The organism is Neorhizobium puerariae, from assembly GCF_042429745.1.
GTDB classification, from domain to species: Bacteria; Pseudomonadota; Alphaproteobacteria; order Rhizobiales; family Rhizobiaceae; genus Neorhizobium; species Neorhizobium puerariae.
In genome coordinates this window covers 137,578-163,352 of the sequence record NZ_JBHMAA010000077.1, presented here as the reverse complement: position 1 = coordinate 163,352, position 25,775 = coordinate 137,578, and the positions used below count along the sequence as shown (strand labels likewise).

General features: G+C 63.1%; 25 protein-coding genes. 20 read left to right on the top strand and 5 right to left on the bottom strand.

The genetic code is table 11. The features are described from left to right. The first annotated feature begins 27 nt into the window (after nt 1-27). The 4 genes from ACFFP0_RS31810 to ACFFP0_RS31795 are packed head-to-tail and all read left to right on the top strand — an operon-like array spanning nt 28 to nt 5,510. A complete protein-coding gene (locus ACFFP0_RS31810) occupies nt 28-1,035 on the top strand; it encodes an ABC transporter permease (protein ID WP_377266237.1) in 1,008 nt (335 codons plus the stop codon). Further along, nucleotides 1,032-1,859 carry an ABC transporter permease gene (locus tag ACFFP0_RS31805; protein ID WP_377266236.1) on the top strand — a complete coding sequence of 276 codons (828 nt, stop codon included), beginning with the start codon at nt 1,032-1,034 and terminating at the stop codon, nt 1,857-1,859. The genes ACFFP0_RS31810 and ACFFP0_RS31805 overlap by 4 nt, the downstream gene beginning before the upstream one ends. Continuing rightward, on the top strand, nt 1,852-3,513 hold the full coding sequence (locus ACFFP0_RS31800; protein ID WP_377266235.1) for an ABC transporter ATP-binding protein: 1,662 nt from the start codon (nt 1,852-1,854) through the stop codon (nt 3,511-3,513). The genes ACFFP0_RS31805 and ACFFP0_RS31800 overlap by 8 nt, the downstream gene beginning before the upstream one ends. Continuing rightward, nucleotides 3,510-5,510 carry a CocE/NonD family hydrolase gene (locus ACFFP0_RS31795; protein ID WP_377266234.1) on the top strand — a complete coding sequence of 667 codons (2,001 nt, stop codon included), beginning with the start codon at nt 3,510-3,512 and terminating at the stop codon, nt 5,508-5,510. The genes ACFFP0_RS31800 and ACFFP0_RS31795 overlap by 4 nt, the downstream gene beginning before the upstream one ends. Here ACFFP0_RS31795 and ACFFP0_RS31790 read toward each other — a convergent pair. Further along, on the bottom strand, nt 5,488-6,420 hold the full coding sequence (locus tag ACFFP0_RS31790) for an alpha/beta hydrolase (protein WP_377266233.1): 933 nt from the start codon (nt 6,418-6,420) through the stop codon (nt 5,488-5,490). The genes ACFFP0_RS31795 and ACFFP0_RS31790 overlap by 23 nt on opposite strands. A 173-nt stretch (nt 6,421-6,593) precedes the next feature. Here ACFFP0_RS31790 and kynU point away from each other — a divergent pair, with 173 nt between their 5' ends. The 6 genes from kynU to ACFFP0_RS31760 all read left to right on the top strand — a co-directional run bounded on the left by kynU (nt 6,594) and on the right by ACFFP0_RS31760 (nt 13,253). Further along, nucleotides 6,594-7,787, top strand: a complete 1,194-nt coding sequence (gene kynU, locus ACFFP0_RS31785; RefSeq protein WP_377266232.1) for a kynureninase — start codon at nt 6,594-6,596, stop codon at nt 7,785-7,787. A gap of 3 nt (nt 7,788-7,790) precedes the next feature. After that, complete coding sequence (locus ACFFP0_RS31780; protein ID WP_377266231.1) at nt 7,791-8,306, top strand: MarR family winged helix-turn-helix transcriptional regulator; 516 nt, start codon at nt 7,791-7,793, stop codon at nt 8,304-8,306. 146 nt (nt 8,307-8,452) lie between these two features. Then, the gene (locus ACFFP0_RS31775) at nt 8,453-9,601 is read left to right on the top strand and encodes an ABC transporter substrate-binding protein (protein ID WP_377266230.1); all 1,149 of its coding nucleotides are present in this window, start codon (nt 8,453-8,455) and stop codon (nt 9,599-9,601) included. A 134-nt stretch (nt 9,602-9,735) separates the two neighbouring features. Further along, nucleotides 9,736-10,770, top strand: coding sequence for a branched-chain amino acid ABC transporter permease (locus ACFFP0_RS31770; RefSeq protein WP_377266229.1), 1,035 nt, complete (start codon nt 9,736-9,738; stop codon nt 10,768-10,770). 3 nt (nt 10,771-10,773) lie between these two features. Continuing rightward, nucleotides 10,774-12,543 (top strand): branched-chain amino acid ABC transporter ATP-binding protein/permease, encoded by a 1,770-nt coding sequence (locus tag ACFFP0_RS31765; protein WP_377266228.1) that lies wholly within the window; start codon nt 10,774-10,776, stop codon nt 12,541-12,543. Next, complete coding sequence (locus tag ACFFP0_RS31760) at nt 12,540-13,253, top strand: ABC transporter ATP-binding protein (protein ID WP_377266227.1); 714 nt, start codon at nt 12,540-12,542, stop codon at nt 13,251-13,253. The genes ACFFP0_RS31765 and ACFFP0_RS31760 overlap by 4 nt, the downstream gene beginning before the upstream one ends. Before the next feature lie 6 nt (nt 13,254-13,259). On the opposite strand, the gene ACFFP0_RS31755 is transcribed toward ACFFP0_RS31760, so the two are convergent. From ACFFP0_RS31755 to ACFFP0_RS31745, 3 genes are read right to left on the bottom strand one after another with little or no spacing between them, the layout of a single operon-like run. Then, the gene (locus ACFFP0_RS31755; RefSeq protein WP_377266226.1) at nt 13,260-14,918 is read right to left on the bottom strand and encodes an alkaline phosphatase family protein; all 1,659 of its coding nucleotides are present in this window, start codon (nt 14,916-14,918) and stop codon (nt 13,260-13,262) included. A gap of 15 nt (nt 14,919-14,933) precedes the next feature. Continuing rightward, nucleotides 14,934-15,680 carry an FkbM family methyltransferase gene (locus ACFFP0_RS31750; RefSeq protein WP_377266225.1) on the bottom strand — a complete coding sequence of 249 codons (747 nt, stop codon included), beginning with the start codon at nt 15,678-15,680 and terminating at the stop codon, nt 14,934-14,936. Beyond that, on the bottom strand, nt 15,670-16,461 hold the full coding sequence (locus ACFFP0_RS31745; protein ID WP_377266224.1) for a CDP-alcohol phosphatidyltransferase family protein: 792 nt from the start codon (nt 16,459-16,461) through the stop codon (nt 15,670-15,672). The genes ACFFP0_RS31750 and ACFFP0_RS31745 overlap by 11 nt, the downstream gene beginning before the upstream one ends. Before the next feature lie 282 nt (nt 16,462-16,743). On the opposite strand from ACFFP0_RS31745, the gene ACFFP0_RS31740 reads away from it, so the two are divergent. The 4 genes from ACFFP0_RS31740 to ACFFP0_RS31725 are packed head-to-tail and all read left to right on the top strand — an operon-like array spanning nt 16,744 to nt 19,992. Further along, complete coding sequence (locus tag ACFFP0_RS31740) at nt 16,744-17,745, top strand: zinc-dependent alcohol dehydrogenase (RefSeq protein WP_377266223.1); 1,002 nt, start codon at nt 16,744-16,746, stop codon at nt 17,743-17,745. An 11-nt stretch (nt 17,746-17,756) separates the two neighbouring features. Continuing rightward, nucleotides 17,757-18,155: a 6-pyruvoyl trahydropterin synthase family protein gene (locus tag ACFFP0_RS31735; protein WP_377266222.1), complete on the top strand. Its 399-nt coding sequence runs from the start codon at nt 17,757-17,759 to the stop codon at nt 18,153-18,155. Further along, entirely contained in the window at nt 18,152-19,195 is a 1,044-nt protein-coding gene (locus tag ACFFP0_RS31730; RefSeq protein ID WP_377266221.1) for a glycosyltransferase family 4 protein, read from the top strand. Before ACFFP0_RS31735 ends, ACFFP0_RS31730 begins: the two co-directional genes overlap by 4 nt. Beyond that, nucleotides 19,192-19,992, top strand: a complete 801-nt coding sequence (locus tag ACFFP0_RS31725) for a class I SAM-dependent methyltransferase (RefSeq protein ID WP_377266220.1) — start codon at nt 19,192-19,194, stop codon at nt 19,990-19,992. Before ACFFP0_RS31730 ends, ACFFP0_RS31725 begins: the two co-directional genes overlap by 4 nt. On the opposite strand, the gene ACFFP0_RS31720 is transcribed toward ACFFP0_RS31725, so the two are convergent. Beyond that, the gene (locus tag ACFFP0_RS31720; protein ID WP_377266219.1) at nt 19,951-20,778 is read right to left on the bottom strand and encodes a RibD family protein; all 828 of its coding nucleotides are present in this window, start codon (nt 20,776-20,778) and stop codon (nt 19,951-19,953) included. The two genes, ACFFP0_RS31725 and ACFFP0_RS31720, sit on opposite strands and share 42 nt — an antisense overlap. A gap of 412 nt (nt 20,779-21,190) precedes the next feature. Here ACFFP0_RS31720 and ACFFP0_RS31715 point away from each other — a divergent pair, with 412 nt between their 5' ends. The 6 genes from ACFFP0_RS31715 to ACFFP0_RS31690 all read left to right on the top strand — a co-directional run bounded on the left by ACFFP0_RS31715 (nt 21,191) and on the right by ACFFP0_RS31690 (nt 25,578). Then, complete coding sequence (locus ACFFP0_RS31715; protein ID WP_377266218.1) at nt 21,191-22,489, top strand: tyrosine-type recombinase/integrase; 1,299 nt, start codon at nt 21,191-21,193, stop codon at nt 22,487-22,489. Between the two features lie 250 nt (nt 22,490-22,739). Next, entirely contained in the window at nt 22,740-22,940 is a 201-nt protein-coding gene (locus ACFFP0_RS31710) for a helix-turn-helix transcriptional regulator (RefSeq protein ID WP_377266217.1), read from the top strand. Nucleotides 22,941-22,954: 14 nt separating this feature from the next. Beyond that, on the top strand, nt 22,955-23,239 hold the full coding sequence (locus tag ACFFP0_RS31705) for a hypothetical protein (protein WP_377266216.1): 285 nt from the start codon (nt 22,955-22,957) through the stop codon (nt 23,237-23,239). Between the two features lie 119 nt (nt 23,240-23,358). Continuing rightward, nucleotides 23,359-23,625, top strand: a complete 267-nt coding sequence (locus tag ACFFP0_RS31700; RefSeq protein WP_377266215.1) for a hypothetical protein — start codon at nt 23,359-23,361, stop codon at nt 23,623-23,625. Nucleotides 23,626-23,749: 124 nt separating this feature from the next. Further along, entirely contained in the window at nt 23,750-24,286 is a 537-nt protein-coding gene (locus tag ACFFP0_RS31695) for a hypothetical protein (protein ID WP_377266214.1), read from the top strand. Further along, entirely contained in the window at nt 24,283-25,578 is a 1,296-nt protein-coding gene (locus ACFFP0_RS31690; RefSeq protein WP_377266213.1) for a virulence-associated E family protein, read from the top strand. The genes ACFFP0_RS31695 and ACFFP0_RS31690 overlap by 4 nt, the downstream gene beginning before the upstream one ends. Nucleotides 25,579-25,775: the final 197 nt, after the last annotated feature.

Sequence of the window (25,775 nt, the reverse complement as noted above, 5' to 3'; positions counted from 1 at the left end):
CTTCCGTTTCAGAAGAGGTCCTTGCCGATGTCCAATTCCCAGGGAACCGAAAGCCTGCCCGGCCTGCGTTTCAGGGAGCGTTTCCCGCTTCTCGCCCTGATCGTCGAGCGCATGCTGCTGTCGCTCCTGCTGCTCTTTGCCGTCTCCGTGCTGATCTTCGGCGGCGTCGAGGCGCTGCCGGGCGATTTCGCCACCACCTATCTCGGCCAGTCGGCGACGCCGCAGGCGGTCGCCAATATCCGCGCCGAACTCGGCCTCGACCGACCTCTCGTCACCCGCTACTTCGAATGGCTGGGCGGCGCCGTGCAGGGGGATTTCGGCACGTCCTGGGCGAGCCGGAACTCCGTCTCCGAACAGGTCGGCAACCGGCTCGGCAATTCGCTCTTCCTTGCCGGTTTTGCCGCGATCATCGCCGTACCGCTCGCCGTCGGGCTCGGCATGCTGTCGGTGCATTTCCGCAACCGCCTGCCGGACAAGATCATCAACGTCATATCGCTCGCGGCGATCTCGCTGCCGGAATTCTTCATCGGTTACCTGCTGATCCTCTATTTCGCGGTGAATTTCGGCATCGCGACCTTTCCGGCCACCGTTTACGAAGGCATGGGCCTCCTGAAGCGGGTCGAGGCGATCGCGCTGCCCACCGCGACGCTGGTGCTCGTCGTACTCGCCCACATGATGCGCATGACCCGGGCCGCGATCCTCTCCGTCATGTCCTCGGCCTACATGGAAACAGCCGAACTCAAGGGACTTTCCGCCTGGCGGGCGATCGTCAGGCACGCGGCGCCGAATGCGCTGGCGCCGATCATCAACGTCGTGGCGCTCAACCTCGCCTATCTCGTCGTCGGCGTGGTGGTGGTGGAGGTCGTCTTCGTCTATCCCGGCATGGGCCAGTACATGGTCGATGCCGTGACTGTGCGCGACATGCCCGTGGTGCAAGCCTGCGGGCTGATCTTCGCCGCCGTCTACATCTTCCTCAACATGCTGGCCGATATCCTCGCGATCGTCGCCAACCCGCGCCTGAGGCATCCGCGATGAGGCTGAGAGATATCCCCATCACCGCCTGGATCGGCATGCTCGGCATCGCGCTTGCCCTTTTCTGTGCCGTATTCGCTCCCCTGATCGCGCCCTTCGGAGAGACCGAGGTGGTCGGTGGTGTCTGGCAGGAGGCGGATGCGCAATTCATCTTCGGCTTGGACAATCTCGGCCGCGACATCCTCTCGCGGCTGATCTACGGCACCCGGACGACACTCTTCGTGGCGCTCGCGGCGACCGTCATCTCCTTCTCGCTCGGCATTCTTCTGAGCTTTGTCGCCGCCGTCTCCGGCGGACTTATCGATACGGTCTTCTCCCGCTTCAACGACCTGATGATGTCGATCCCGACGCTGATCTTCGCGCTCGTCGTGCTCGCCGTCCTGCCCCAGCACCTGATCGTGCTGATCCTCGTCATGGCGATCCTCGACTCCACCCGCGTCTACCGCCTTGGCCGGGCCGTGGCGCTCGATGTCGCCGTCATGGAATTCGTCGAGGCGGCAAGACTCCGCGGCGAAGGCAGGGCCTGGATCATCTTCCGCGAAATCCTGCCGAACACGCTTTCGCCGCTGCTTGCCGAGTTCGGATTGCGCTTCGCCTTCTCGATCCTGTTCCTCTCGACGCTTTCCTTCCTCGGCCTCGGCATTCAGCCGCCGGCAGCGGATTGGGGCGGCATGGTGAAGGACAACAAGGACGGCATCATCTTCGGCATTTCCGCGGCACTGGTGCCCGGCACGGCGATCGCGGCGCTTGCCGTCTGCGTCAATCTGGTGGTCGACTGGCTGCTCAAACGAACCTCCAGCCTCAAGGGAGGCCGTGGCGATGCCTGAACTTCTTTCCGTTCGCAACCTGAAGATCGAGGCAACGAGCCATCCGCCCGGCGAGCCGCCGAAACGGATCACCATCGTCGACGGCGTTTCCTTCGACCTGCAGAAGGGCAAGGTGCTCGGCCTGATCGGCGAATCCGGCGCCGGCAAGTCGACGATCGGCCTTTCCGCCCTCGCCTATGGTCGCGGCGGCGCGGAAATCACCGGCGGCGAAGTGACGCTGAACGGCACCGACATCCTCGCGCTCGGCAAGAACGGCATCCGCAAGGTGCGCGGCGCGCGCGTCTGTTATGTCGCCCAGTCGGCGGCGGCGGCCTTCAATCCCGCCCACCGGCTCGGCGGCCAGGTGATCGAGGCCTCCGTGATGCACGGCCTGATGAGCAGGGAAGATGCACGCCAGCGGGCGCTCCATCTCTTCCGCGTTCTCGGCCTGCCGAACCCGGACACGTTCGGCGACCGCTTTCCGCACCAGGTTTCCGGCGGCCAGTTGCAGCGCGCCATGACCGCCATGGCGCTCTGCTCCAACCCGGAACTGATCGTCTTCGACGAACCGACCACGGCGCTCGACGTGACCACCCAGATCGACGTTCTCGCCGCGATCAAGCATGCGATCGAGGAGACCGGCACCGCCGCGCTCTACATCACTCACGACCTCGCCGTCGTGGCGCAGATTTCCGACGACATCATGGTGCTCCGCCACGGCAGGACGGTGGAATACGGCCCCGTTCAGCAGATCATCGAGACGCCGGCGCAGGATTATACGCGGGCACTCGTGAATGTCCGCCAGGAGATCCGTCACGAGGCGGCGGACCAGTCGAAGCCGCTCCTCAGGGTGGACGATGTGAGCGCCCAGTATTCCAACGGCTTCAAGGTGCTGCATGGCGTCTCCCTGCATCTCTGCAAGGGCCAAACGCTGGCGATCGTCGGTGAATCCGGTTCCGGCAAGTCGACGCTTGCGCGCGTCATCACCGGCCTGCTGCCGCCGAACGAAGGCAGGATCACCTTTGAGGACAGACCGCTCACCCCGGCCTTGAAGAACCGGCCGCGTGACGATCTCCGCCGCATCCAGCTCATCTATCAGACGGCGGACACCGCCATGAACCCGCGCCAGACGGTGCGCGACATCATCGGCCGGCCGCTGACCTTCTATTACGGCCTGCGCGGCGCGGCGAAGACCGCCCGCGTCAGGGAACTGCTCGAACAGATCGAGATGGGCAACGGCTTCATCGACCGCTATCCGGCCGAGCTTTCCGGCGGCCAGAAACAGCGTGTCGCGATCGCCCGGGCGCTGGCCGCGAGACCGGAGCTCATCCTCTGCGACGAACCGACCTCGGCGCTCGACTCGCTGGTGGCGGGGGGCATCCTCAAGCTGCTGATGAAGCTGCAGGAGGAGCAACAGCTTTCCTACGTCTTCATTACCCATGACATAGCCATCGTCAGGGCGATCGCCGATTCCGTCGCGGTCATGCATCGCGGCCGGCTGCTGCGCTTCGGCCCGAAATCGCGGGTGCTTTCGCCGCCTTTCGACGACTACACCGACCTTCTCCTGAAATCCGTCCCCGAAATGGAGATCGGCTGGCTGGAGCGGGTGCTGAAGACACGGCGCATGGAAAGCGCCGGAACTGAAGACGTGGATTATCGGGCGATGCAGACATGACCGAACGCTCCTTCACCGTCATCGAAAACCAGTGGATCACGCTGAAGGACGGGACGCGGCTGGCGGCCCGCATCTGGATGCCGGCCGGCGCCGAGGCGGACCCGGTGCCGGCCGTCTTCGAATTCCTGCCCTACCGCAAGCGCGACGGAACAAGCGCCCGTGACGAATCCACCTATCCCGTCTTCGCGGCCGCCGGCATCGCCGGCGTGCGGGTGGATATCCGCGGCTCCGGCGAATCGGACGGGGTGATCGACGGCGAATATACCGAACTGGAACTGGCGAATGCCTGCGAACTGATCGCCTGGATCGCCGCGCAGCCCTGGTCCAACGGCAGTGTCGGCATGATGGGCATTTCCTGGGGCGGCTTCAACAGCCTGCAGGTGGCGGCGTTGCGCCCGCCAGCGCTGAAGGCGGTGATCTCGATCGCCTCCACGACCGACCGCTACAATGACGACATCCATTACAAGAACGGCTGCCATCTCTCCGCGCAGCTCTCCTGGGCCGCGACCATGCTCGCCTACCAGTCCCGACCGCCGGACCCGGAAATCGTCGGCAGTCACTGGATGGAAATGTGGATGGAGCGGCTGGAGAACGAACCGTTCTTCATGGAGGAATGGCTCTCGCACCAGCGCCGTGACGCCTTCTGGCAGCATGGTTCGATCTCGGAAGACTTCCCGGCCGTCGAGATTCCGACGCTGGTCATCGCAGGCTGGGCGGACGGCTACCGCAACACGCCATTGCTGGCGGTGGAAGGACTCGGGGAAAAATCCCGGGCGCTGATCGGCCCCTGGGTGCACAAGTATCCGCATTTCGCCTGGCCGAAACCCCGCGCCGATTTCCATGGCGAGGCGATCGCCTTCTGGAACCGCTGGCTGCGCGGCGAGAAAAACGGGATCGAAAACCTGCCGCAGGTGCGCGCCTATATCCTCGACGGGCCAAAACCGGCCCCACGCCGCGACACCGACCCCGGTTTCTGGATTTCCAAGCGGGAATGGAACAGACCGGAGATGCAGTGCTTCTATGTCGAGCAATTCGGCACGCTCGTGGAAGGCCTGCCGATACCCCATGCCCCCGCCCACGAGGTCTATCTCAGATCCCCTCTCGATACCGGCACGACGGCCGGCGAATGGTTCACGCTGAAGCCGGATGCCGAACTTGCCGGCGACCAGCGGATCGACGATGCCGGCTCGCTGACTTTCGAAACCCTGCCGCTCGCCGATGATCAATCCTTCCTCGGCCGCCCGGAACTGACGGTAACGCTCCGCTGCGATGCGGAGCTTGCCAATCTCTGCGCTCGGATCGTCGACGTGCATCCGGACGGCTCCGCGACCCGCGTCTCCTTCGGCGTCATCAATCTCGCCCACTGCGACGGCAATGCCGAGCCGAAGGCACTCGCTCCGGGGGAATCGATCGGAATCCGCCTGGTGCTGGATGCCTGCGGCTACCGTTTCGGCAAAGGCCATCGAATCCGGCTATCGTTGTCGACCGCCTATTGGCCGACCGTCCTGCCGCCGCCGGTCGATCCCGGCCTGACCGTCGATATCGCATCGCTGGGTCTCGCCATGCCGAAGCTCGGGGAACACAACGTCTTCGAGATGAGGCAGCCGGACAATCCCGACCCGCTGCCCGCCTATATCCAGCATGCACCGGCCGAAACGGGGCGCGACGTCACCCGCGATCTCTCGGGCAATCGCACCGACTATCATATTCTTGAAGACACCGGGCTTTTCGAACATCCGGACACCGGGCTCGCCACCCGGCAGCGGCGCGAGGAACTCTGGTCCATCCGGCCGGACGATCCGCTCTCCATGACGGGAGTGTCGACCTGGACCTGCGACATGCGGCGGAAGGGCTGGTCGGTGCGGACGATTTCGACCTCGCGCATCTCCTGCACGGCCCGGGATTGGCTGATCAGCGCTTCCGTGCTCGCCTATGACGGCGAGAAGCAGGTGTTCGAGAAGACCTTCGGAAAGGTCATTCCGCGCGATCTGATGTAACGAGCCGGGTGACGGCCCCGCACAAGGCACGGAATCCCTCGCGGGCGCCGTCGCTCATGTGCCGCGCCCGCAGCCACGCGTGCACCATCTGCGGCTCCTCGCGGAAGTTTACGTCCACCCCCGCTTGCCGCAGCCGTTCCGCATAAAGCCGGCCGTCGTCCCTCAGCGGATCGAAATGCGCGACCGTGATATAGGCGGGAGGCAGGCCGGAGAAATCCATAGCCAGCAATGGTTGTGCAACGGGCTCATCGGCCGGCGCCTTCAGGATCGCCCGGTAATAGGCGACATCCGAGGTCGTCAGGCCCGGTGCATGTTCCATCTCCTTGTAGGAACCGGAAACCAGATCGCCGCCCAGCGCGGGATAGATCAGCACCTGCCCGACGACGCCCGACAGGTTTTCGTCGCGGGCGCGCAACGCCAGTCCCGCGGCAAGATTGCCGCCGGCGCTGTCGCCCACCACCACGATCTTCCTTCCCTGGCCGGCAAGCTGTTTCAGCAAGGCGAAACAGTCGTTGGTCTGGGCAGGCCACACATGTTCGGGCGCGAGCCGATAATCGACCGACACCAGTTCCGCCCCGACATGGTCCGCAATCTCGGCGCAGATCGCGTGATGGCTTTGAAGCGAGCCGACCACGAAGCCGCCGCCATGCAGATAAAGCAGCACCGTTCCCGTGCGGATCGTGGCGGGCCGGTAGCGCCGGATCGGCACGAACAGCATCTCGTCCCGGAAAACGAGGCCTTCCGGCAGGTGCCGATCGAAACAGGCGCACAGCGCGTCATACCAGGCCCTTTGCTGCCCGATGGAGGCATTCACTGCATCCGGCGGGTAGAAGCCATCGCAGATTTTCAGGAACTCCAGGATGCCGCTCTCTTGGGGAAACGGTCCTGTGACTGGCGCCGGCTCGCTCATGATCTTGAAAATCCTATGCATCGAACAGGAAGGCCAAGGTTAGGCCGGCCGATGACGGCCCACAAGCTGGAAATGCACGGGACCCGTCCATCGAGGATGAGAATGCGCCTTGCATGCGAAGCGCGAGCTTCTAGTCTGCGTTGCTTCGTTGCACTGGTTTGAAGGGGCATGCCGTGACGGATTTTTCGAGGACCCGCTCGCTCTTCTATCTGCCGGAAGGCGTCATCTATCTCGACGGCAACTCGCTGGGGCCGCTGCCGCTGGCGGCCAGGGAGCGCGTCGCCAGGCTGATGACCGACGAATGGGGCGGGCTTCTCATCAAGGGCTGGAACAAGGCCGGCTGGATGACGATGCCGCGCCGGATCGGCGACCGGGTGGGCAAGCTGATCGGCGCGGCAGAAGGCACGGTCGTGATGGGCGACACGCTCTCGATCAAGGTTTACCAGGCGCTCGCATCTGCCCTTGAACTCGTCCCGGACCGCAAGATCATCCTCTCCGACAGCGGTAATTTCCCGTCCGATCTCTATATGGCGCAGGGCCTCATCGGCTCGCTCGGCAACGGCCATGAGCTGAGGATCGTCGAGCCGGAAGAGGTGGAGACCGCGATCGACGCGACCGTGGCCGTGCTGATGCTGACGGAAGTGGACTACCGGACCGGGCGCCTGCACGACATGAAGGCGCTGACAGGGAAAGCTCATGCCGCCGGCGCGGTCACCGTCTGGGACCTTGCCCATTCCGCCGGCGCGCTGCCGGTCGATCTTGCCGGCGCGGGAGCGGATTTTGCGGTCGGCTGCACCTACAAATACCTGAATGGCGGGCCGGGCGCTCCGGCCTTCATCTATGTCGCGCCGCATCATGCGGACAACGTTCGCCCGGCCCTCTCCGGCTGGCTCGGCCACCAAGCGCCTTTCACCTTCGACCTCGGCTACCGTCCCGGCGGCGGCATCGACCGCATGCGGGTCGGCACGCCGCCGATCCTCGGGCTCGCCGCGCTCGATGCGGCGCTGGACGCCTGGGAGGGCGTCGACATGACGGAGGTGCGCCGCCAGTCGATCAGGCTGTGCGATCTCTTCGTCGCGGAGGTCGAGAAGCGCTGCCCGGCGCTGAGGCTCGGCTCTCCGCGTGACGGAGGGAAACGCGGCAGCCAGATCTCCTTCCTGCATGAAGAAGGCTACGCGATCATGCAGGCGCTGATCGCCCGCGGCGTGATCGGTGATTTCCGTGCCCCCGATGCCATCCGCTTCGGCTTCACGCCGCTTTACATCGGCGAGCGCGACGTACTGAAGGCAGTCGACATTCTCGATGACATCATGGCCAACCGGCTTTGGGATGTTCCCGAATACAGGCAACGGGCATTGGTGACCTGAACGATGACCGATGAACGCCCCGTTTCCACCAGAAAACTTTCCAAAGTCGTCCCCTACAGGCTGGCGCGCAGCAATGCCGAAATGGTGAAGCTCGTCAGCCTTCTGTGCGAGGCCAACGGCTTCAAGCTCAATATCTGGCGTGTGCTCTCGGCGATCGGCAGCTACCAGCCGATCTCGGCGATGGAAATCTGCCGGCATACGACCATCGACAAGGCCATGGTTTCGCGGGCGCTGCGGGAACTCGTCGATCGCGGCCTGGTCGATCGCCGGACCGATGAGCGCGATGCCCGCTGGGCCCAGATAGGGCTGACGACCGAGGGAGCGGTCGTCCATGCTAGGATGGCGGCCGACATGGATGCTCTCCAGAAACGCCTGGTCGGCGATCTGCCGGCCGGGAAACTCGATGAATTCATGGACATGCTGGGGCTGGTGGAGCGGCGCACCAGACAGGTCCGGGAGGCGGTCGAACTGGGCGGGGAAGCGGGCCTTGCGCGCCTGCTGGGACGGAACGCGATCTGACCTCCGCCTGAGCCCATGGGCTGCGGATGCTGCCGGCCATCGTCATCGGCTCGTGCCTGTCGAGATTGTTTACAAAGAAACAATCTCCCTGTAAACAAATAGCGGGCGGGGAGGAGATAGCCCGCTTCTGGTCCTGGGAGGATTTTATGAAGAACCGGTTTTTGGCTGGGATGACGGCGATTGCCGCCCTGTCCCTTCCCTTGAGTGCAGTTCCGGCGCTGGCCGACGTGACCATCGGCGTCACCGTCTCTTCGACGGGGCCTGGCGCCGCGCTTGGCATACCGCTCAAGAATTCCGTCGAATTGTGGCCGGCCGAAGTCGGTGGCGAGAAGCTCAAGGTCATCGTCCTGGACGATGCCGGAGACCCGTCCGTCGCGACGACCAATGCCCGCCGCTTCGTCAATGACGACAAGGCCGACGTGATCGTCGGTTCGGCGCTGACCCCTGCTTCGATCGCCGTCGCCAGCGTCGCCGCCGAAACCAGCACGCCGCACCTCGCCGCTTCGCCGGTGCCGCCGAACATTTCCAAGGGCAAGTGGACGTTCATTTTGCCGCAGGATGCCGGCCTGATCGCCAGGAACCTTTTTGCGAAGATGAAGGCCGACGGTGTCAAGACGGTCGGTTACATCGGTTTCTCGGACTCCTATGGCGACCTCTGGGTCAACCAGTTCAAGGCGCTCGGCGAGCAATATGGCGTGAAGATCGTTGCCGAGGAACGTTATGCCCGCCCCGATACCTCCGTTTCCGGCCAGGTCCTGAAACTTGTCGCCGCCCGCCCGGACGCGATGTTCGTGGGCGCCTCCGGCACGGGTGCGGCCCTGCCGCAGATCGCGCTCCGCGAACGGGGCTTTACCGGCAAGATCTACCAGACGCATGGCGCCGTGACCTTCGACTTCCTGCGCATCGCCGGCAAGGCGGCCGACAACACCGTCTTCGCGTCAGGCCCGGTCATGGTTGCGGAAGCCCAGCCGGACAGCGCACAGACCAAGCAGGAGGGCCTCGCCTACGTCACGGCCTATGAGAAGAAATTCGGCGCGGGCACCCGCACCCAGTTCGGCGCCCATGTCAATGATGCCATGGCCATCCTCAAGAAGGCGATCCCGATCGCGCTGCAGAAAGCCAAGCCCGGTTCGCCGGAATTCCGCGCAGCGCTCCGGGATGCGATCGAGACCGGTGGCCCTTTCCCGGCCAGCCAGGGTGTCTTCGAATACAAGCCTGACGATCATCTCGGTCTAGACGATCGCGCCGTCGTGCTCCTGACCGCCAAGGACGGCAAGTTCGAACTCGTGAAGTAGCCACCGGGTAAACGAGGCCCGGCCGCATGCCGGGCCTCGAGACATGCCTGCCCGAGGGCGGAACGTTTCGGGATGACGGCACATGCGATCGCTGGTGCGTTCGGACACCGGGATCGGCAATCGGGGGAATTTCTTTGGACGCGATGATTGCGACCTTCCTGATCCAGGACGGTGTCACCAGCGGTGCGATCTACGCACTGCTCGGCCTGGCGCTGGTCCTGGTCTTTTCGGTGACCCGGGTGATCTTCATTCCCCAGGGTGAGTTCGTCGCCTATGGCGCGCTGACGCTGGCGCTTCTCGACGCCGGCCGGGTTCCAGCCACGACCATGCTGCTCGTCTGCTTCGGGGCGATCGCTTTCCTGCTCGACCTCTGGACGATGCGGCGCGGCGCGGACGTGAGGACGTTCCTCCGCAGCCTGGCGGTCAATCTCGTCCTGCCCGCCGCGATCTATGGCATCACCTCGGTGCTCGCTCCTGTCGGGCTGCCCTCCTTCGCCAAGGCGCTGATCACGATCCTCATCATCGCGCCCATGGGCTACTATATCTACCGCATCGCCTACCGGCCGCTCGCGGATGCCTCGGTGCTCGTGCTCCTGATCTGCTCGGTCGGCGTGCATCTCGCCATGATGGGCCTCGGCCTCGTCTTCTTCGGCGCCGAAGGCCTGCGCGCCCAGCCGCTTTCGGATGCTAACTACACGATCGGTTTGCTGATGGTGCCGGCCCAGAGCCTGTGGATCTATGGCGCGACGATCGCCATCATCGTCGCCCTCTACGCCTTTTTCGAACGGACCCTGCTCGGAAAGGCCTTGCGCGCCACCGCCGTCAACCGGCTCGGCGCCCGGCTGGTCGGCGTGCGGACCCAGTTGACGGGGATCACCGCCTTCATGCTGGCGGCGACGATCGGCGCCATTTCCGGCGTCCTGATCGGCCCGATCACGACCATCTATTACGACACCGGCTTCCTGATCGGCCTCAAGGGGTTCGTGGCGGCGATCATCGGTGGGCTTGCCAGCTTCCCGATCACGGCGGCGGCGGCGATCGGCGTCGGGCTGATCGAAGCCTTCGCGTCCTTTTTCGCCAGCTCCTACAAGGAGGTCATCGTCTTCGGGCTGATCATCCCGGTGCTGGTCTGGCTATCCCTGAGCCACGCTTTCCATGAGGAGGAGTAAGCGATGAATTTCCAGCGCATGCTCCCGGGACTTGCCGGCATCATCGTCCTTGCCCTGATCCCGGTCCTTCCGGTTCCACCGTTCTGGATCACGCTCCTGAACAATATCGGCCTGGCCTCCCTGGTAACGATCGGCCTCGTGCTTCTGACCGGCCTCGGCGGGCTCACCTCCTTCGGCCAGGCGGCCTTCTGCGGCTTCGGCGCCTATACCACCGCCGTGCTGAGCACCGGTTACGGCATCTCGCCCTGGCTCACCCTGCCGCTTTCGCTGATCGTCGGCGCCGTGGTCGCCCTGCCGCTCGGGCTGATCACGGTGCGCCTCTCGGGACACTTCCTGCCGCTTGGAACGATCGCCTGGGGGCTGGCGCTTTACTACCTCTTCGGCAAGATCGACCTGCTCGGCCGTTACGACGGGATTTCCGGCATTCCGCCGGTGGAATTCGCCGGCTACCGTTTCCTGAGCGACGGCTCGATCTACTATCTGATCTGGTTTTTCGTCATCGCGGTGGCGATCGGCGCCCGCAACCTGCTCGATTCGCGCATCGGCCGCGGCATCCGGGCCCTGCGCGGCGGCGGACAGGCGGCCGAAGCCTTCGGCGTCAATATCGTCCGCGCCAAGCTGACCGTCTTCGTCCTGGCCGGTGTCGTCGCCGCGCTTTCCGGCTGGCTTTATGCCCATATGCAGCGCTCGGTGAACCCGACACCCTTCGGCCTCGGCATGGGGATCGAATATCTGCTGATGGCGGTGGTCGGCGGAGCCGGCTACGTCTGGGGCGCGATCTTCGGCGCCAGCATCGTGCTCGTCCTCAAGGAACTGCTCCAGCGTTTCCTGCCGGACATCATCGGCACGACGGCCAATTTCGAAATGATCGTCTTCGGCTGCCTGCTCGTCGTCATCCTGCAATTGGCCCGCGACGGCCTCTGGCCTTTCGTGCTCCGGCTCATGCCGGAACGGCGGGAGCGGGTCATCCCGGCCTCCGGGCACAAGCTGGCAAAGCGCACGCTCGCGCCCGCCGGCTCACCGCTCATCAAGGTCGAGAAGGCGCGCAAGGCTTTCGGCGGGCTGGTTGCGGTCAACGACGTCAGCTTCGAGGTCAGGGCTGGCCAGATCGTCGGGCTGATCGGCCCGAACGGCGCCGGAAAAAGCACCACCTTCAACCTGATCACCGGCATCGCCTCGCTGACAGGCGGCTCGGTCTTCTACCAGGGGCAACCGCTCACCGGCGACAGCCCGCGTCAGATCGCCAGGCACGGCATCGCCCGGACCTTCCAGCACGCCAAGATCCTTCCCGACATGTCGGTGCTGGAAAATGTCGCGCTCGGCGCGCATCTGCGCGGTTCGGCGGGCGTCTTCCGCAGCTTTTTCCGGCTGGAACGGGACGAAGAGGCGACGCTGCTGGCAGAGGCCGCATACCAGCTCGACCGCGTCGGCCTCGGCCAGTATCGTGACCGGCCGGCCGGCGACCTCGCGCTCGGCCAGATCCGCATTCTCGAAATAGCCCGTGCGCTGGCCGCCGATCCGACCGTGCTCCTGCTGGACGAACCGGCCGCCGGCCTGAGGCACGGCGAGAAGCAGGAGCTTTCGGTGCTTCTGCGCAAGCTCCACGAGGAGGGCGTCGGCGTGCTTCTCGTGGAACACGACATGGGGTTCGTCATGGGCCTCGTCGACCATCTCGTGGTGCTCGATTTCGGCACGCTGATCGCCGACGGAAACCCCGCCGACGTGCGCAAGCATCCCGCCGTCATCGCCGCTTATCTCGGAGGCACGGCATGAGCCGGAACCTGCTCGAACTCTCCGATATCCACGTTTCCTACGGGCGCGCCGAAGTGCTGCACGGCATCTCGCTCGCCATGAAGGCCGGCAGCATCGTGACGGTGATCGGCGCGAACGGCGCCGGCAAGACGACGCTGCTCAACGCCGTCATGGGGGTTGTCCCGTCAAAGGGCTCGATCCTCTACGACGGCGCGCCGGTGCCGCGGTCGGTCGAGGCCCGGGTCGCCGCAGGCCTTTGCCTGGTGCCGGAAAAACGTGAACTCTTTTCCAGCATGACGGTGGAGGACAATATCGAACTGGGCGGCTTCCTGCGCAGCGCTTCGGAACGTGCCGAAACGCGCGAGGACCTCTATGCGCGCTTCCCGCGCCTTGCCGAACGGCGCAGGCAACTTGCCGGCACGCTCTCCGGCGGCGAGCGGCAGATGCTGGCGCTCGCCCGGGCGCTGATGAGCCGGCCGCGGCTGCTTCTTCTCGACGAGCCGAGCCTGGGCCTTGCCCCCAGGATCGTCGCGGACATTCTCAATATCGTCTCGGAGCTCAGAAATACCGGCGTCTCCATCCTGCTCGTGGAGCAGAATGCCCGGGCCGCGCTGGAGATCGCCGACGAAGGTTATCTGGTGGAACTCGGGGAGGTGCGGCGGTCCGGCCCGGCGGCTGAACTCGCCGTCGATCCGGCACTTATGGAGAGCTATCTGGGCGGGCACGGTTGACAGCTGTCAATCGAAACTCTCGACGAATTTCCGGCGGAATTCGTCCATCCGATAGACCGGGGTATCCGCGAGGGGAACCATGCCCCCTCGCCAGTTCCAGCGATCGAGACGCCTCATAAGTTCCGGATTACCCGTGACGATATGCACCGGCACATCGCGCGACGCGCCTTCCCCCGTGATGATCGAGGCGGGCTGGTGGTCGCCCAGCAGGATGAACAGCGTGTTCCTGCCATAACGGGCCATGTAAGAGCCGAGCGTTTCCAGCACGTAGTCGATGGAGGCTGCATATTGTGCCCGGACACGCTCCGGCTCGGTCCAGACGACGGAGGGCGGATCACCGCTCCCGGCCTGGATATCGAATGCGGTGCCGTCGCCGACCTTGTCCCAGTCGATCAGCGAAGGGACCGGCGTCCAGGGCGCGTGGCTGGAAATCAGCGCCATCTCCGCCATGACCGGCCGGCCTTCGCTTCCGCCACCTCCCCGGCGCTCCAGCCGCTCGAAGGCGGAAAGCGTGTATTGGTCGGGCATCGTCACCCAGTTGAACGGCTTGCCCCGATAACCGAGCCCATGGGCATCGTGCACGCTGTCATAACCGAAATAACCCGCTTCGGGCCAATCCATGGTGATCGCCGGCATGACCACCGTCGTGCGCCAGCCGGCAGCGTGGAACAGGCTGTTGAGGCTTCGCCGACGGCTGGCGATCATCCGGTCATAGCGCGCCTGGCTATCGATCCGGAGCCCGGAAAGCAGCGTTCCGTGCGCCAGCCAGCTTATGCCGCCGACGGTCGGCGAGGTCAGCCAGCCGCTGCGCGCCTCCAGCCCCGCCGCCGCGATATCCCGCTCCACCAAGGCAAGGCGGCCGGTGATGCGGCCGGTATAACGCGGGTCCTCGATCGCGCTGCGACCATAGGATTCGATGAAGATCAGCACGACATCCGTTCCGGCGAGCGCCTGGAAATGTGGACCGGCGGGGACGGGGTCCTGCTCCAGCTCGCTCTCGAAACGGGTGAGATCGGCGATGGAATCCTTCACCATGGCGACGCGATGGACGAAATAGGGACCGGCGGTCGCTTCGATGCCCAGATTGCGCCGGTCACGATCCTGGATGACGAAGGCCCCCAGACCGATCAGGAGAATGCTCGCCGCAAGCGCGGACTTCCGCCGCATTTCGGTCGGGAGATGCCGGAAGCCTCCCAGCGACCGGTAGAACATGACAACCACCAGAAGCCATGCAAACAGGCCGGCGCATATGATGCCGGCCGCTTCTCCCGCTCCCACGGCGCCACTCAGCAGATTCCAGCCGTCGGTCAGGATTTTCGCATCGAGATAAGGATTGAACGGCCGCTGGAAAGCCATGCCCGTACCGATATCGGCAAGCTTCAGGAACAGCATCGCCGCGAGAAACAGGGTGGCGGTCCATCTGAGCAGAGCAAAACCGGCACCGGCCGACAGGCATGCCAGCAGGGCGAGCCCGATCACCTCCAGCGGGAACCGAACCGCGGAGAAATCGGCAAACGCGGCGGGGTTGGAAGGAAGCGCAAGGATCGCCGCCGCGATCGCCAGGGAAATCGCCGCCCGCAGCACCGGCCGGGCGGCCGTTTCGCGATGTCGCGCATGTGCGGTGCCGACTGCATTTTCCTTGCGAGAAGGCCCGGGCTCGTTCATGCGTCACATTTCCCCTCACGCATCGAGCTTGGCATAGATATCACCGGAGAGCGCCCCGCCCGCCAGTTCCGGAAGTTCGGCCAGCAGGGCGTCGGCAGCGATCCAGTCGTCATGGACGAAACGATGCCGCTCGCCTTCGACCCGGTTGAAGCGATAGGCCCCCAGTATCTGCAGATGGCCGATCGCCTCCTCTGCAATTTCCATGGCTGCCGGAATATATTCGAAAGCGATGAGCGGGATGGCATGGTGCAACCCGGCAAGGATATCCGCCTCGGCGCCTTCCACATCGATCTTGCAGAAGGCCGGAAGGCCAAAGTCTCCGATCAGCGCATCGAGCGTTGTCATCTCCACGCGCTCGATCCGGTCCCAGACGACAGTGCGGAACCCCGGCGTCTTTCCGACCTTGGAAATCCAGGGGGACGAGATGCTCGTCACCGTCGGATGCCGGCTTGAAATATGCAGATCGACGCTTCCGGATTTCCTGCCTGCCGCCTTGCGCAGCAAGGTCAGCTCTTCACCGGCAAACGATCGCATGATGAAATCGGCGAATACCGGCTGGGGCTCCAGCGCAACGACCTTGGCGCCGAGCGAAAGAAGCGTGCGGCTGCGGCTGCCCGCATGCGCCCCGATATCGAAGACGAGATCGCCCGGCTCGATGAGCCCTGCATAAAAGGTTTTCAGGGACGACCGGCGCCAGGGCTGGCCGTAGTAGATGAGCAGCGAGCGGGCAAGCCCAAGCGAGGTGGAAAGATCAGGCCGCATGGCTGCCCCTGTCGGCTTTCAAAAGGAAAACTACGTCCGCGGCGAACGAATAGCCCAGGAAAACCAGCGCCCCCGCCGCAAGCACATCCGAAAGAGGCGACATGACGACAGGAAACAGCATCAGACAGAGCGTGGCACCCTGTACCACGCAGATCGCCTTGCGCCGCAACGAGGGATGCAATTCGCCGCGCAGGGCCGGGAAGATCGCCTGTGCGGCAACGAAGGCGTAACGCATCAGCCCGATCAAAAGCACCCAGGCACCCGCCTTGTTAAGCAGGAAGGCCGCCAACGACAGGAAAAGGATCAGCAGGGCATCGACTTCCATGTCGAAACGCGCGCCGAAACGCGATGTGGTGCCGCTCCGCCGGGCAAGATAGCCATCGATCCCGTCAAGGGCGAGCACGAAGCCGATCACGGTGCCGGTCGACCACAAGGCTCCTGCCTGCGAAACATCGCCGAATTGGTCGGATGCCAGAACCAGCCCGCCCAGGGCAGCGGTAATGGCGGCCCGTACCGTCGTGACGACGTTCGCCGCTCCGAAGCGGCCATGCCCATGCGCATGCAGGTTGCGCAATGCGATGACCGAGACAACAGCATAGATGACGGCAGCCGCACCTGCCGCAACCAGGTCGATCCCGAAGCGGTCGCCGAAAGCGAACATCGATGCAAGGAAGACCGCGGCCACGGACACCGTCACCGCGCAGGCATCCGTCGACAATGAACGGCGGGCCTTGCGGGCCGCCGTTTCCTCGATCCGGCCGGCATTGATCCATTCAGCCATGGAAACCGCCTCCCGGCGCCACCGCCGGTAGGCCGCAACGGAACGTTTCGAATATACGTCCGCCTTCTTCCCCGGACGGATATGGGACACTCATGACGCTCTCCTCACGAAAGACAACATGGTGGAGGCAATGCCGGGCCGCCAAGACCCCGGACTGCAGGAAACTGCGTCAAATAAACGTGATACTTCAAGCCCCCGCAATGGAACCCACCCCTTGTCCTCGTCTCCCAGGCCACTACGTCTAATTGATTCAGCCCGGAAGGACACCGGAAGGACCGATGCGTGACGAGGCATGAAACAGTTCCAGACCGCATGCCGAGGAAAGAGGGCCTGGCTCTCTGGTTCGAGGATGCCGGTCGTTGCGCGCTTCGTCATGAACGCCTTCCCGCCGGATGCGATGGCGAGGTCCTGGTCCGCACCCTTTTCAGCGGCATCAGCCGCGGCACGGAAGCGCTCGTCTTCAATGGCCGGGTTCCGGAAAGCGAATATGGGCGCATGCGCGCCCCACACCAGGTCGGGCAGTTCCCGTTTCCGGTGAAATACGGTTATGCCGCCGTTGGCCTGGTGGAGGAAGGACTGCAATCCCTCGTCGGCAGGACCGTCTTCTGCCTGCATCCGCACCAGGACTGTTTCCACGTGCCCGCTTCGATGGCGCATCCGCTGCCGGAGGTCCTTCCCCCGGCGCGGGCGATACTCGCCGCAAACATGGAAACCGCCCTCAACGTCGTCTGGGACGCCAGCATCCAGCCGGGCGACCGGGTCGCGGTCTTCGGCGCCGGCGTGGTCGGGCTGCTGGCCGCCTATCTCGCATCGCGGATCATCGGCACCGATGTCGCAATTGCCGATATCGAGCCGGAACGCGCCGGGGCGGCCCGGGCTCTCGGCCTTTGCTTCGTCCGGCCAGAAAAGGCGCCGAAGGATTGCGACGTGCTGATCAACGCATCGGCATCCTCCGAGGCCTTGGCCACGGCGCTGGATCACGCCGGGTTCGAAGCCCGCATCGTGGAAGCGAGCTGGTACGGCGAGCGGCATGTGGAGATTCCGCTCGGCGGCGCCTTCCATGCCAAACGGCTTTCGATCGTCAGTTCCCAGGTCGCGACCCTTCCGCCCGGGCGGCGCGCCCGCTGGAATGCGCCGCGCCGCATGGCCAAGGCACTGGAGCTTCTCGCAGACGACCGGCTCGACCATCTGATCTCGGGCGAAACGGCGTTCAGGACGATCGCCGTCGACTATGCCGATATCATCGGCTCTCCCGACACGCTCTGTCATCGTATCCGTTATTGAGGAATCCCCGCATGTTCGCCGTCGAAGTCCGCGATCACATCATGGTCGCGCATAGCCTTCCCCGATCGGTCTTCGGTCCCGCCCAGGGGGTGCACGGGGCGACCTTCGTGGTCGATGCCGCTTTCTTCGCCAGCGATCTCGACGAGAACGGCCTCGTGGTCGATATCGGCCTTGCGGCACAGGCGCTGAAGCAGGCGCTGGCGCCATTGAACTACCAGAATCTCGATACGCTGGATGTCTTCGCCGGCAGGGTGACCACGACGGAATTCCTCGCCAAGCATATTTTTGATCGCCTGGCCGAGGCCATTCGTGACAACCGGCTTGGCGCGGGCAGCCGGCGCATCCGCAAGCTCAGGATCACGCTGCATGAATCCCACATCGCACGCGGCTGGTATGAGGCGGAGCCGTGAACCGGGATCTCTTCTTCGCCTATCCGGGAGACATCGAAACCCGCACGGGCGGCTATGGTTACGACCGGCGGATGATTGCAGCCCTTCACGATCTCGGCTGGAACGTCGAACCGATCTCCCTCGGCGAGGGCTTTCCCGACCCTTCGATGGCACAACTTGCAAACGCCGGCCATATCCTCTCGGAACTTCCGGACAACGCTCTCGTGCTGATCGACGGGCTCGCATTCGGCATCATGGACGAATGGGCGGCGCAGGAATCCGGACGGCTGAAAATCGTGGCGCTTGTGCATCATCCCCTGGCGCTGGAAACGGGGCTTGCTCCCGAACGGCGGAAAGCCTTGGCCGCGCGCGAGACAAAAGCCCTGGCGCAGGCCCGCCGGGTCATCGTCACGTCGCATGCCACCGCGGCGGAACTTGCCGCAAACTACGCGGTGCCGACGGAGAAGATAGCAGTCGCCATTCCCGGCATGGACCCGGCGCCGCTTTCGATCGCCGGGGGCGACCCGCCCCTGATCCTCAGCGTCGGCACACTGACGCACCGCAAGGGCCACGACGTCCTGATTGCCGCGCTGGAGAAACTCCGCGACCTTGCCTGGACCTGCCGGATCGTCGGCAGCAAGACACTCGATCCCGACGTGGCATCGGCGCTGGAGCGGCAGGTTGCCCGGTCATCGCTCGGCGGCCGGATCGAGCTCGTCGGGCAGATCGACGATCCGCGGACGGAATTTTCAAAGGCCGATATTTTTGCGCTCGCCAGCCGTTACGAAGGCTACGGTATGGTCTTTGCTGAAGCGCTGGCGCAAGGCCTGCCGATTGTCGGCTGTGCGACGGGCGCGGTGCCGGACGTCGTGCCGGCAGGCGCGGGCCTTCTCGTCCCTCCGGACGATCCGGAGGCAATCGCTGCGGCTCTGCGCCGGTTGCTCGAATCGCCGGAAACCCGCATCGCCATGGCGGATGCCGCGGCGATTGCCGGCGCAAGTCTGCCATCCTGGCGCGACACGGCCCTGGTCGTCTCCGATGCCCTGGAGGCGATGCCATGAGCGGCTTCGACAAGACGTGGCTGACGCTGCGGGAACCGGTCGATGCCCGCTCGCGCGACAGGAGCCTGCTTGCCGCTGCGATCGAGGTCATCGGGACTGCCGCAGGTGACACCATCCTCGATATCGGTTGCGGAACGGGCTCGATCTTTCGCATGCTCTCGCCCGGAATGAAAAAGCTCAAGATGGCGAGACAGATCCGCTGGCGGCTGCTCGACGACGACCGGCAGTTGCTGGAAGAGGCCCAACGCCGTCACGGCGATGACGTCGAACTCGTGCAAGGCGACCTCGACAGGCTGGAAACCCTGCCGATGGCGGATGTCGGCCTCGTCACGGCATCGGCCCTGTTCGACCTCTGTTCGGAACACTTCATCGATCGGTTCGCCACGCTGATTTCCAGCGCCGGCATCGGCCTCTATGCAACGCTGACCTATGACGGAAGGATGGACTGGTCGAAATCCCACCCCTTGGACAAGGCGGTCGTCGGAAGCTTCAATGCGCATCAGCAGAGCGACAAGGGGTTTGGATTGGCGCTTGGCCCGAAGGCGTGGGAAATGCTGGAGCGGGCACTGAGGAAGGAAGGTTATGCCGTACGGGTGGCCGAGTCCCCATGGGTCCTGTCGGCCGCCGACGGTGACCTGCAGCGGCTGTTTATCGAAGGCATCATCCGCGCTGTGCGTGAATACGGCCAGCTCGACGAAACCGAAATCTGCGAATGGACCGATTTTCGATACCGGATGGTCGGTCGGGAAAACAGCCTATGCCGTGTCGGCCATCAGGACATTCTCGCATTCCGGTGAAATGGCCTTTCGCCCGGCCTCGACACGCAGGTTGCAATCGAACACGATATCCGTGCCGATATTGTAGATCTGGACTTCCGGGCGGCGCGCCTCGGAAAGCCGGTCGATAGGCGCAAGCCGGATTCCGGATGGTCCCGAGCCGATGATGATCGGCGAAACCGATATATGCAGCCGGTCGACCAGCCCGGCATCCATGAAGCGGGAAATCGTGTTGGCGCCGCCTTCGACCAGAACCGTGGCGAGGTCGCGCGCGGCGAGCGCAGCCAGGATGTCGCGCGGCGAGAGTCCTCCATCCGCCTGACGCGGCAGCCGGACGACCTCGTGCGCGCTTTTGCGGCGCGGGACGTCATCCGCTTGCATGATCAGGACGGGCATGCCGCCGTCATGCAGCAACTTCGCCTGTTCCGGCATGCGGCCGTTGCAATCCACCACGACGCGAACCGGGCTTTTGCCACGAACGGCACGCACGGAAAGGCTCGGATCGTCGGCGACCACCGTGCCGACACCGATGACGACCGCGTCCGCGAGCGCGCGGGAGCGGTGAAGGTGGGCGATCCCATCGCATCCGGAGACATCCTGGGCATCACCCGTGGGCGTCGCGACACGGCCGTCCAGCGACTGGCCGACCTGAGCCAGGACGAACGGCCGGTCGCGTTGCGCGACAGGCTGGTAGAGAGAAAGGCAGGCGGCATCGATATCCGCGGAAAGTACGACCGGCCGGGCCGCCCGCTCGCGAAGCGAAAGCAGATGCTGCCACAGCTCTTCGGTCATTTTGACTGGTCGCATATCCCGTCTCGTATACCGGCCGAAAACCGTAAATGTCCGGTCCGCGCCAAAGGTTCCCTGCTGCAGGCTCGTACATAAGCTGTAATACGTGCGGAAAATTTTACCAGATCAACCATCTGCCGGGGACTGACGGATATCAGGCCCGGAGGAACATGCCGGCGCGGACGGCGGCGATATTCCGCGAACGGTCGCCTGCCAAGGTCTACAGGGGCAAATGGCGGAGAGGGTGTCCGCCAAAATAGTGTCTAAGGCTATCTAGTGATGTACATCGCACTTTTCGTAACCGCCTGATATAACTCACGATATTGCATTCTTCTGTCAACGGCTGTAATTTGGTGTTCACCCAAATCCACGTCTCCGGGTGGGGTCATCGGTGGGGTTGAATGCGGATGGCGGACGGACAGGAAATCGAATGGCGCGAAATACAGAACTACTGACGGCGAGGAAGGCGGAGGGGAATCTTTCGGCGGGGCGATATAGCGATGGCGGAGGTCTCTACCTCAACGTCACGCCCAACGGGTCGAAGTCATGGGCTTTCTTCTACAAGGTGAAGGGGAAGCGGAAGGAGATGGGCTTAGGCTCATTCGACCGCGTCTCGCTGAAGCGCGCCCGTGCGTTGGCCACCGAAGCCCGCGAGCAGCTTGGACAGGGCCTAGACCCTATCAGCGAGCGAGATGCGGCGGAGAAGCGCAATGAAGAAGCCAAAGCGGCAGCGGCGGCAGAAGCCGCTAAGGAGACGTTCGGCACCTTCGCAATCAAGCTGCTGAAGGGGTACGAGGAAGTCGACGGCAAGGGCAAGGTTCGCCGCGTTCCTGGGATTGTGGACAATCATCGAAACGCCAAACACCGCGCCCAATGGGAGTCGACTCTTCGCGAGTACGCTGCGCCAATCTGGAAAATGAGGTTGGATGAAATTCAAACGCCGCACATCCTTAAGTGCGTGGCTCCGATTTGGACGACGAAGGCTGAGACCGCCGCACGGGTCCGTGGACGTATCGAGCGTGTACTTGCCGCTGCCATCGCTGGCGGCCATCGGGAGGGACCAAACCCGGCACTGTTTCGCGGTCATCTGGACGCGCTGTTGCCGAAACGACAGACACTGCAACGTGGCCATCATCCGGCGATTCCCTATAAGCAGGCTCCGGAAGTCTGGCAGAAGCTTAGGAAGCTCGACAGTGTTTCCGCGCTATGCCTGCAATTCACCATCCTGACGGCGGCTCGATCCGGCGAGTCGCGCGGCGCCCGGTGGGAGGAAATCGACCGCATGGCCGCGACATGGACGGTCCCCAAGGAACGAATGAAGGCCGGCAAGGAACACATCGTTCCGCTATCCGATGCAGCCTTGGCCGTTCTGGATGAAGCGGAGAAATTACGCCAGACGGAGGAGTCCGACGAGCTTGTATTTCCGTCCAGCCGGGACCGCAAGCCGCTTTCGGATATGGCCTTGAGCATGTGCCTGCGAGGTGTTCAGAAGGGGATCACAGTCCACGGCTTCCGGTCGACCTTCCGCGATTGGGCGGGCGATGCTACGCCGCATCCGCGCGAGGTAGCGGAAGCCGCGTTGGCGCATACACTGCGAGGTGTCGAAGCCGCGTATCGCCGTGGCTCAGCCTTGGAAAAGCGCCGTGCCCTAATGAATGATTGGGATTCGTTCATCACGACGAAGCCCGCCGATAATGTGGTTCAGTTCGAAGAGCGCGCCAGCGCATAAGATCAACCGCGTCACCTGCACATGAAGCCCGTCGCATCGTGTTGGCGGGTTTTTGTTTGGCTCGCATCTGGCGATTAATAGAAATCCATTTCGGAAGAGCTTCGCAGCGCATTTCACCTCTTATCATCTCGTATCACCGCTAGATGCGAGATTAGTAACCCATTGCTTTCTCAGCGCTTTGCAGTTTTGTGAATGTAAAATGGTGCAAATTCGCGTGAATATCTGACCATCAGTTTCAAAGGATTGTCAGATGGAACGGCAGCGGTTTTACACTCTGCAGCAATTGATTAAGCTGTATGGCTTTAGCCGTCAGCATTTTTATAACGAACACGCACGCGGCCGGCTCGTGATGCGGAAGGCTGGCAGTCGAACCGTTGTCCTCGCGGAAGACTTGGATGCGTGGGTCAAGACCTTCGAAACCCTTCCCGTCGACCAAGCGGTTGCCGCATGACACCGGGTGGTGACATGACTGAAGCTGAACTCATCGCGGCACGCGCCGCCACCGGCATGCGCCCGAAGCTCGGCCATGGCGGCATCGTATGCGGCGACGTCCGCCGCATCTTCGGCGCCCTCCGTTGCAGCGACGACAAGGCGTTCATAGTCCGCCTTGGCGAGAACAACCATTTCGTCGCCGCTCGGCGTGGTGATGATTTGCGCTTTCATGACTCGCCTCACGGGATTTTTCCACCGTCTGCCGGCGGACGCGGCAAGATACAGGCCCCATGGTGGCTCATCAAACGAAAAAATTAGCATTATCAGGCGTCACCTCTTCGCACCAAATATCAGCCGTGGCGCTTCGCAGAATCGTGGAATGACGGCGGAATTTTTCGGTCGCACATTGCTCACAGTTACATCGAAGGGAATGAAAAATGACTGCGAAACACTCCAGCCCGTCACTTTCTGAACTGGCTCGGCTCCATGCGGAGCTTGCCGCGTTGCCGGATGATCTTCCGCTCGATCCCGTGCGGGCCTCCAATGTTTTGCAGGCGATGGGAATTCGAATGGGACGGCAGATGCTCGCAAAAACCCGCTGCGAAGATCGCCCTGGTCCGCGTTTCCATAAGCGAGGCAACGGCCGCGTCGTTTACCTGCTTGGAGATCTTCGCGCATTCGCCGGCATCAGCCCGGCGGCCTGATCGAAGGCTCCCGCCTCACAATCGAGAAGGTCAGCCGCATCCGTGCGGCTGGCTGCGGTGAAAACGAAAAAGCCCCGTCCGACCTGGCAGTCAACAGACGGGGCTGTATTCGAAAGTACGAACGATGAATATCAAACGTTATCACGGAAATCAATCATCAACGTCGCCACGAGCGCGAAAATTCCGCGATCAACTCACTTTGGTTACGGTTGTGGCCGCGCTTGAAGACATCGCCGATGACATCTCCGAAGGCCGGAACGTCAAGGCCCTCCACGCCATGCGTAACCTCTCCGGGGCGGTGTTGGATGATATGCGCGGAGGTCTCGCCGATCATGCTTCGTTGGCCGCATACCGGCCGATGTATGAGCTTGATGCCGCCCTACACGCCATCCGCCGAACCTTGCTCGAAAAGCGCGCCAACGCTGAACGCTGGCGCTACCGATGGGATGGCGATGTCTTCTCCGTCGAAGACGACGACGCCGGCGTCTATTTGAGCGTTGACGCCAATGACAATTGGGTCATGAGCGTCGATGGCACCCGCGACAACAACGGCGCCGATTCCGGTCTGACCTCGCTTCTCCATGCATTGAACAACAACACGCTCGCCGAGGAAGTCGCCCGCTTGTCCCGATGGCTTGAGCGCCAGGAGGCACGAGCATGAGCGATGGCGATGATAAGATTGTGGATCTCGAAACCGAGAAGCGGAAGCGTGGTCGCCCGAAGAAGAAGGAGGCTCCTCGCTTCAACTGGTCTGCTGACCTCATGGTCGACGGCGAAAGCGGCAAGCTGATCAACTGCCTTGCCAACATTGTTCGAGCATTCCGCATCGCACCTGATCTAAAGGGCGCGCTGGCGCTCAACGAAATGTCCGGCCAAATCGAAGTCCTCCGCCCCCTTCCAACGGTTGAATCTGCTTCTGCGAGACAATCAGGCCGTACCATTGACGATATCGACGCCGTCCAACTGACGGAGTGGCTGCAGGTTGAAGCGAAGTGGCCCGCACTCACGGTGAGGGCGGTCAAGGAAGGGATCGTGGCCGCATCGGCGGAGAATCGTTTCCATCCTGTTCGCTCCTACCTTGACGGTATCGTCTGGGACGGGAAGCCTCGCGTTGGTGGGTGGCTGGCCGACTATCTCTGCGCACCGCGCGCTGTCTACGAAAACACCATCGGGATGATGTGGCTCGTGAGTGCGGTCGCCCGCGTCATGCGGCCTGGGTGTCAGGCCGACTACATGATTGTGCTCGAAGGCGCACAAGGTCTTGGTAAGTCATCAGCGCTTCGGGTTCTTGGCGGCGAGTTCTTCACCGACTCTCTGCCGCACGACTTGTCCAGCAAGGACACCTCAATTGGCCTTCGCGGCGCTTGGATCGTTGAAATCGCCGAAATGGCATCCATGAGTAACGCCGATAGCAACGTGCTGAAGGCGTGGATAACGAAACGCACAGAGCGGTTCCGCCCCCCTTTTGGCACCTTTGACGTAAAGGAGCCACGTCAGTCCGTCTTGGCCGGAACGATCAACCCAAACGGCATCGGTTACTTGAAGGACGAAACAGGCAATCGTCGTTTTTGGCCTGTGCAGGTCGGAAGAGCGGATATTGAAAGGCTGAAGCGGGATCGCGATCAGCTTTGGGCTGAAGCCGTCCGCCTCTATCGCTCTGGCGTGCACTGGTGGCCCGACTCCCAGTTCGAAAAAAGAGTTTTCACCCCAAAGCAGGAGGAACGCCGGGAACAGGACGCGTGGTCTGATCCAATTCAGGAATGGCTCCGTGGTGAGGTTTCCGCGACATCCTTCGACGTAGCTAAGGGGGCGCTCAATCTGCCGTCATCACACATCACGCAAGGCACACAGCGGCGGATCGTGAAGATCCTTCGGTCGCTCGGATGGGTTCCGGGAAAAAGGTCGGGAAAATCCGGCTCATTCACGTTCGAGCGCGGTAATGAAAATGGCTAGTAGAGAATGCACCAAGCATATTATTTCACTGAAGTCGTGTTCAACTTGCGCCAACTTCAGTGCCAACTTCAGTGAAGTTGCATTGAAATATCATTCACTTATCAATTCTACTGAAGTCACTGAAGTCGATTATCCATTATTGCGGAGAAAAATAAAAATCGGCGGTACGGGTATTTTATTTTTATATATTCTGGAAT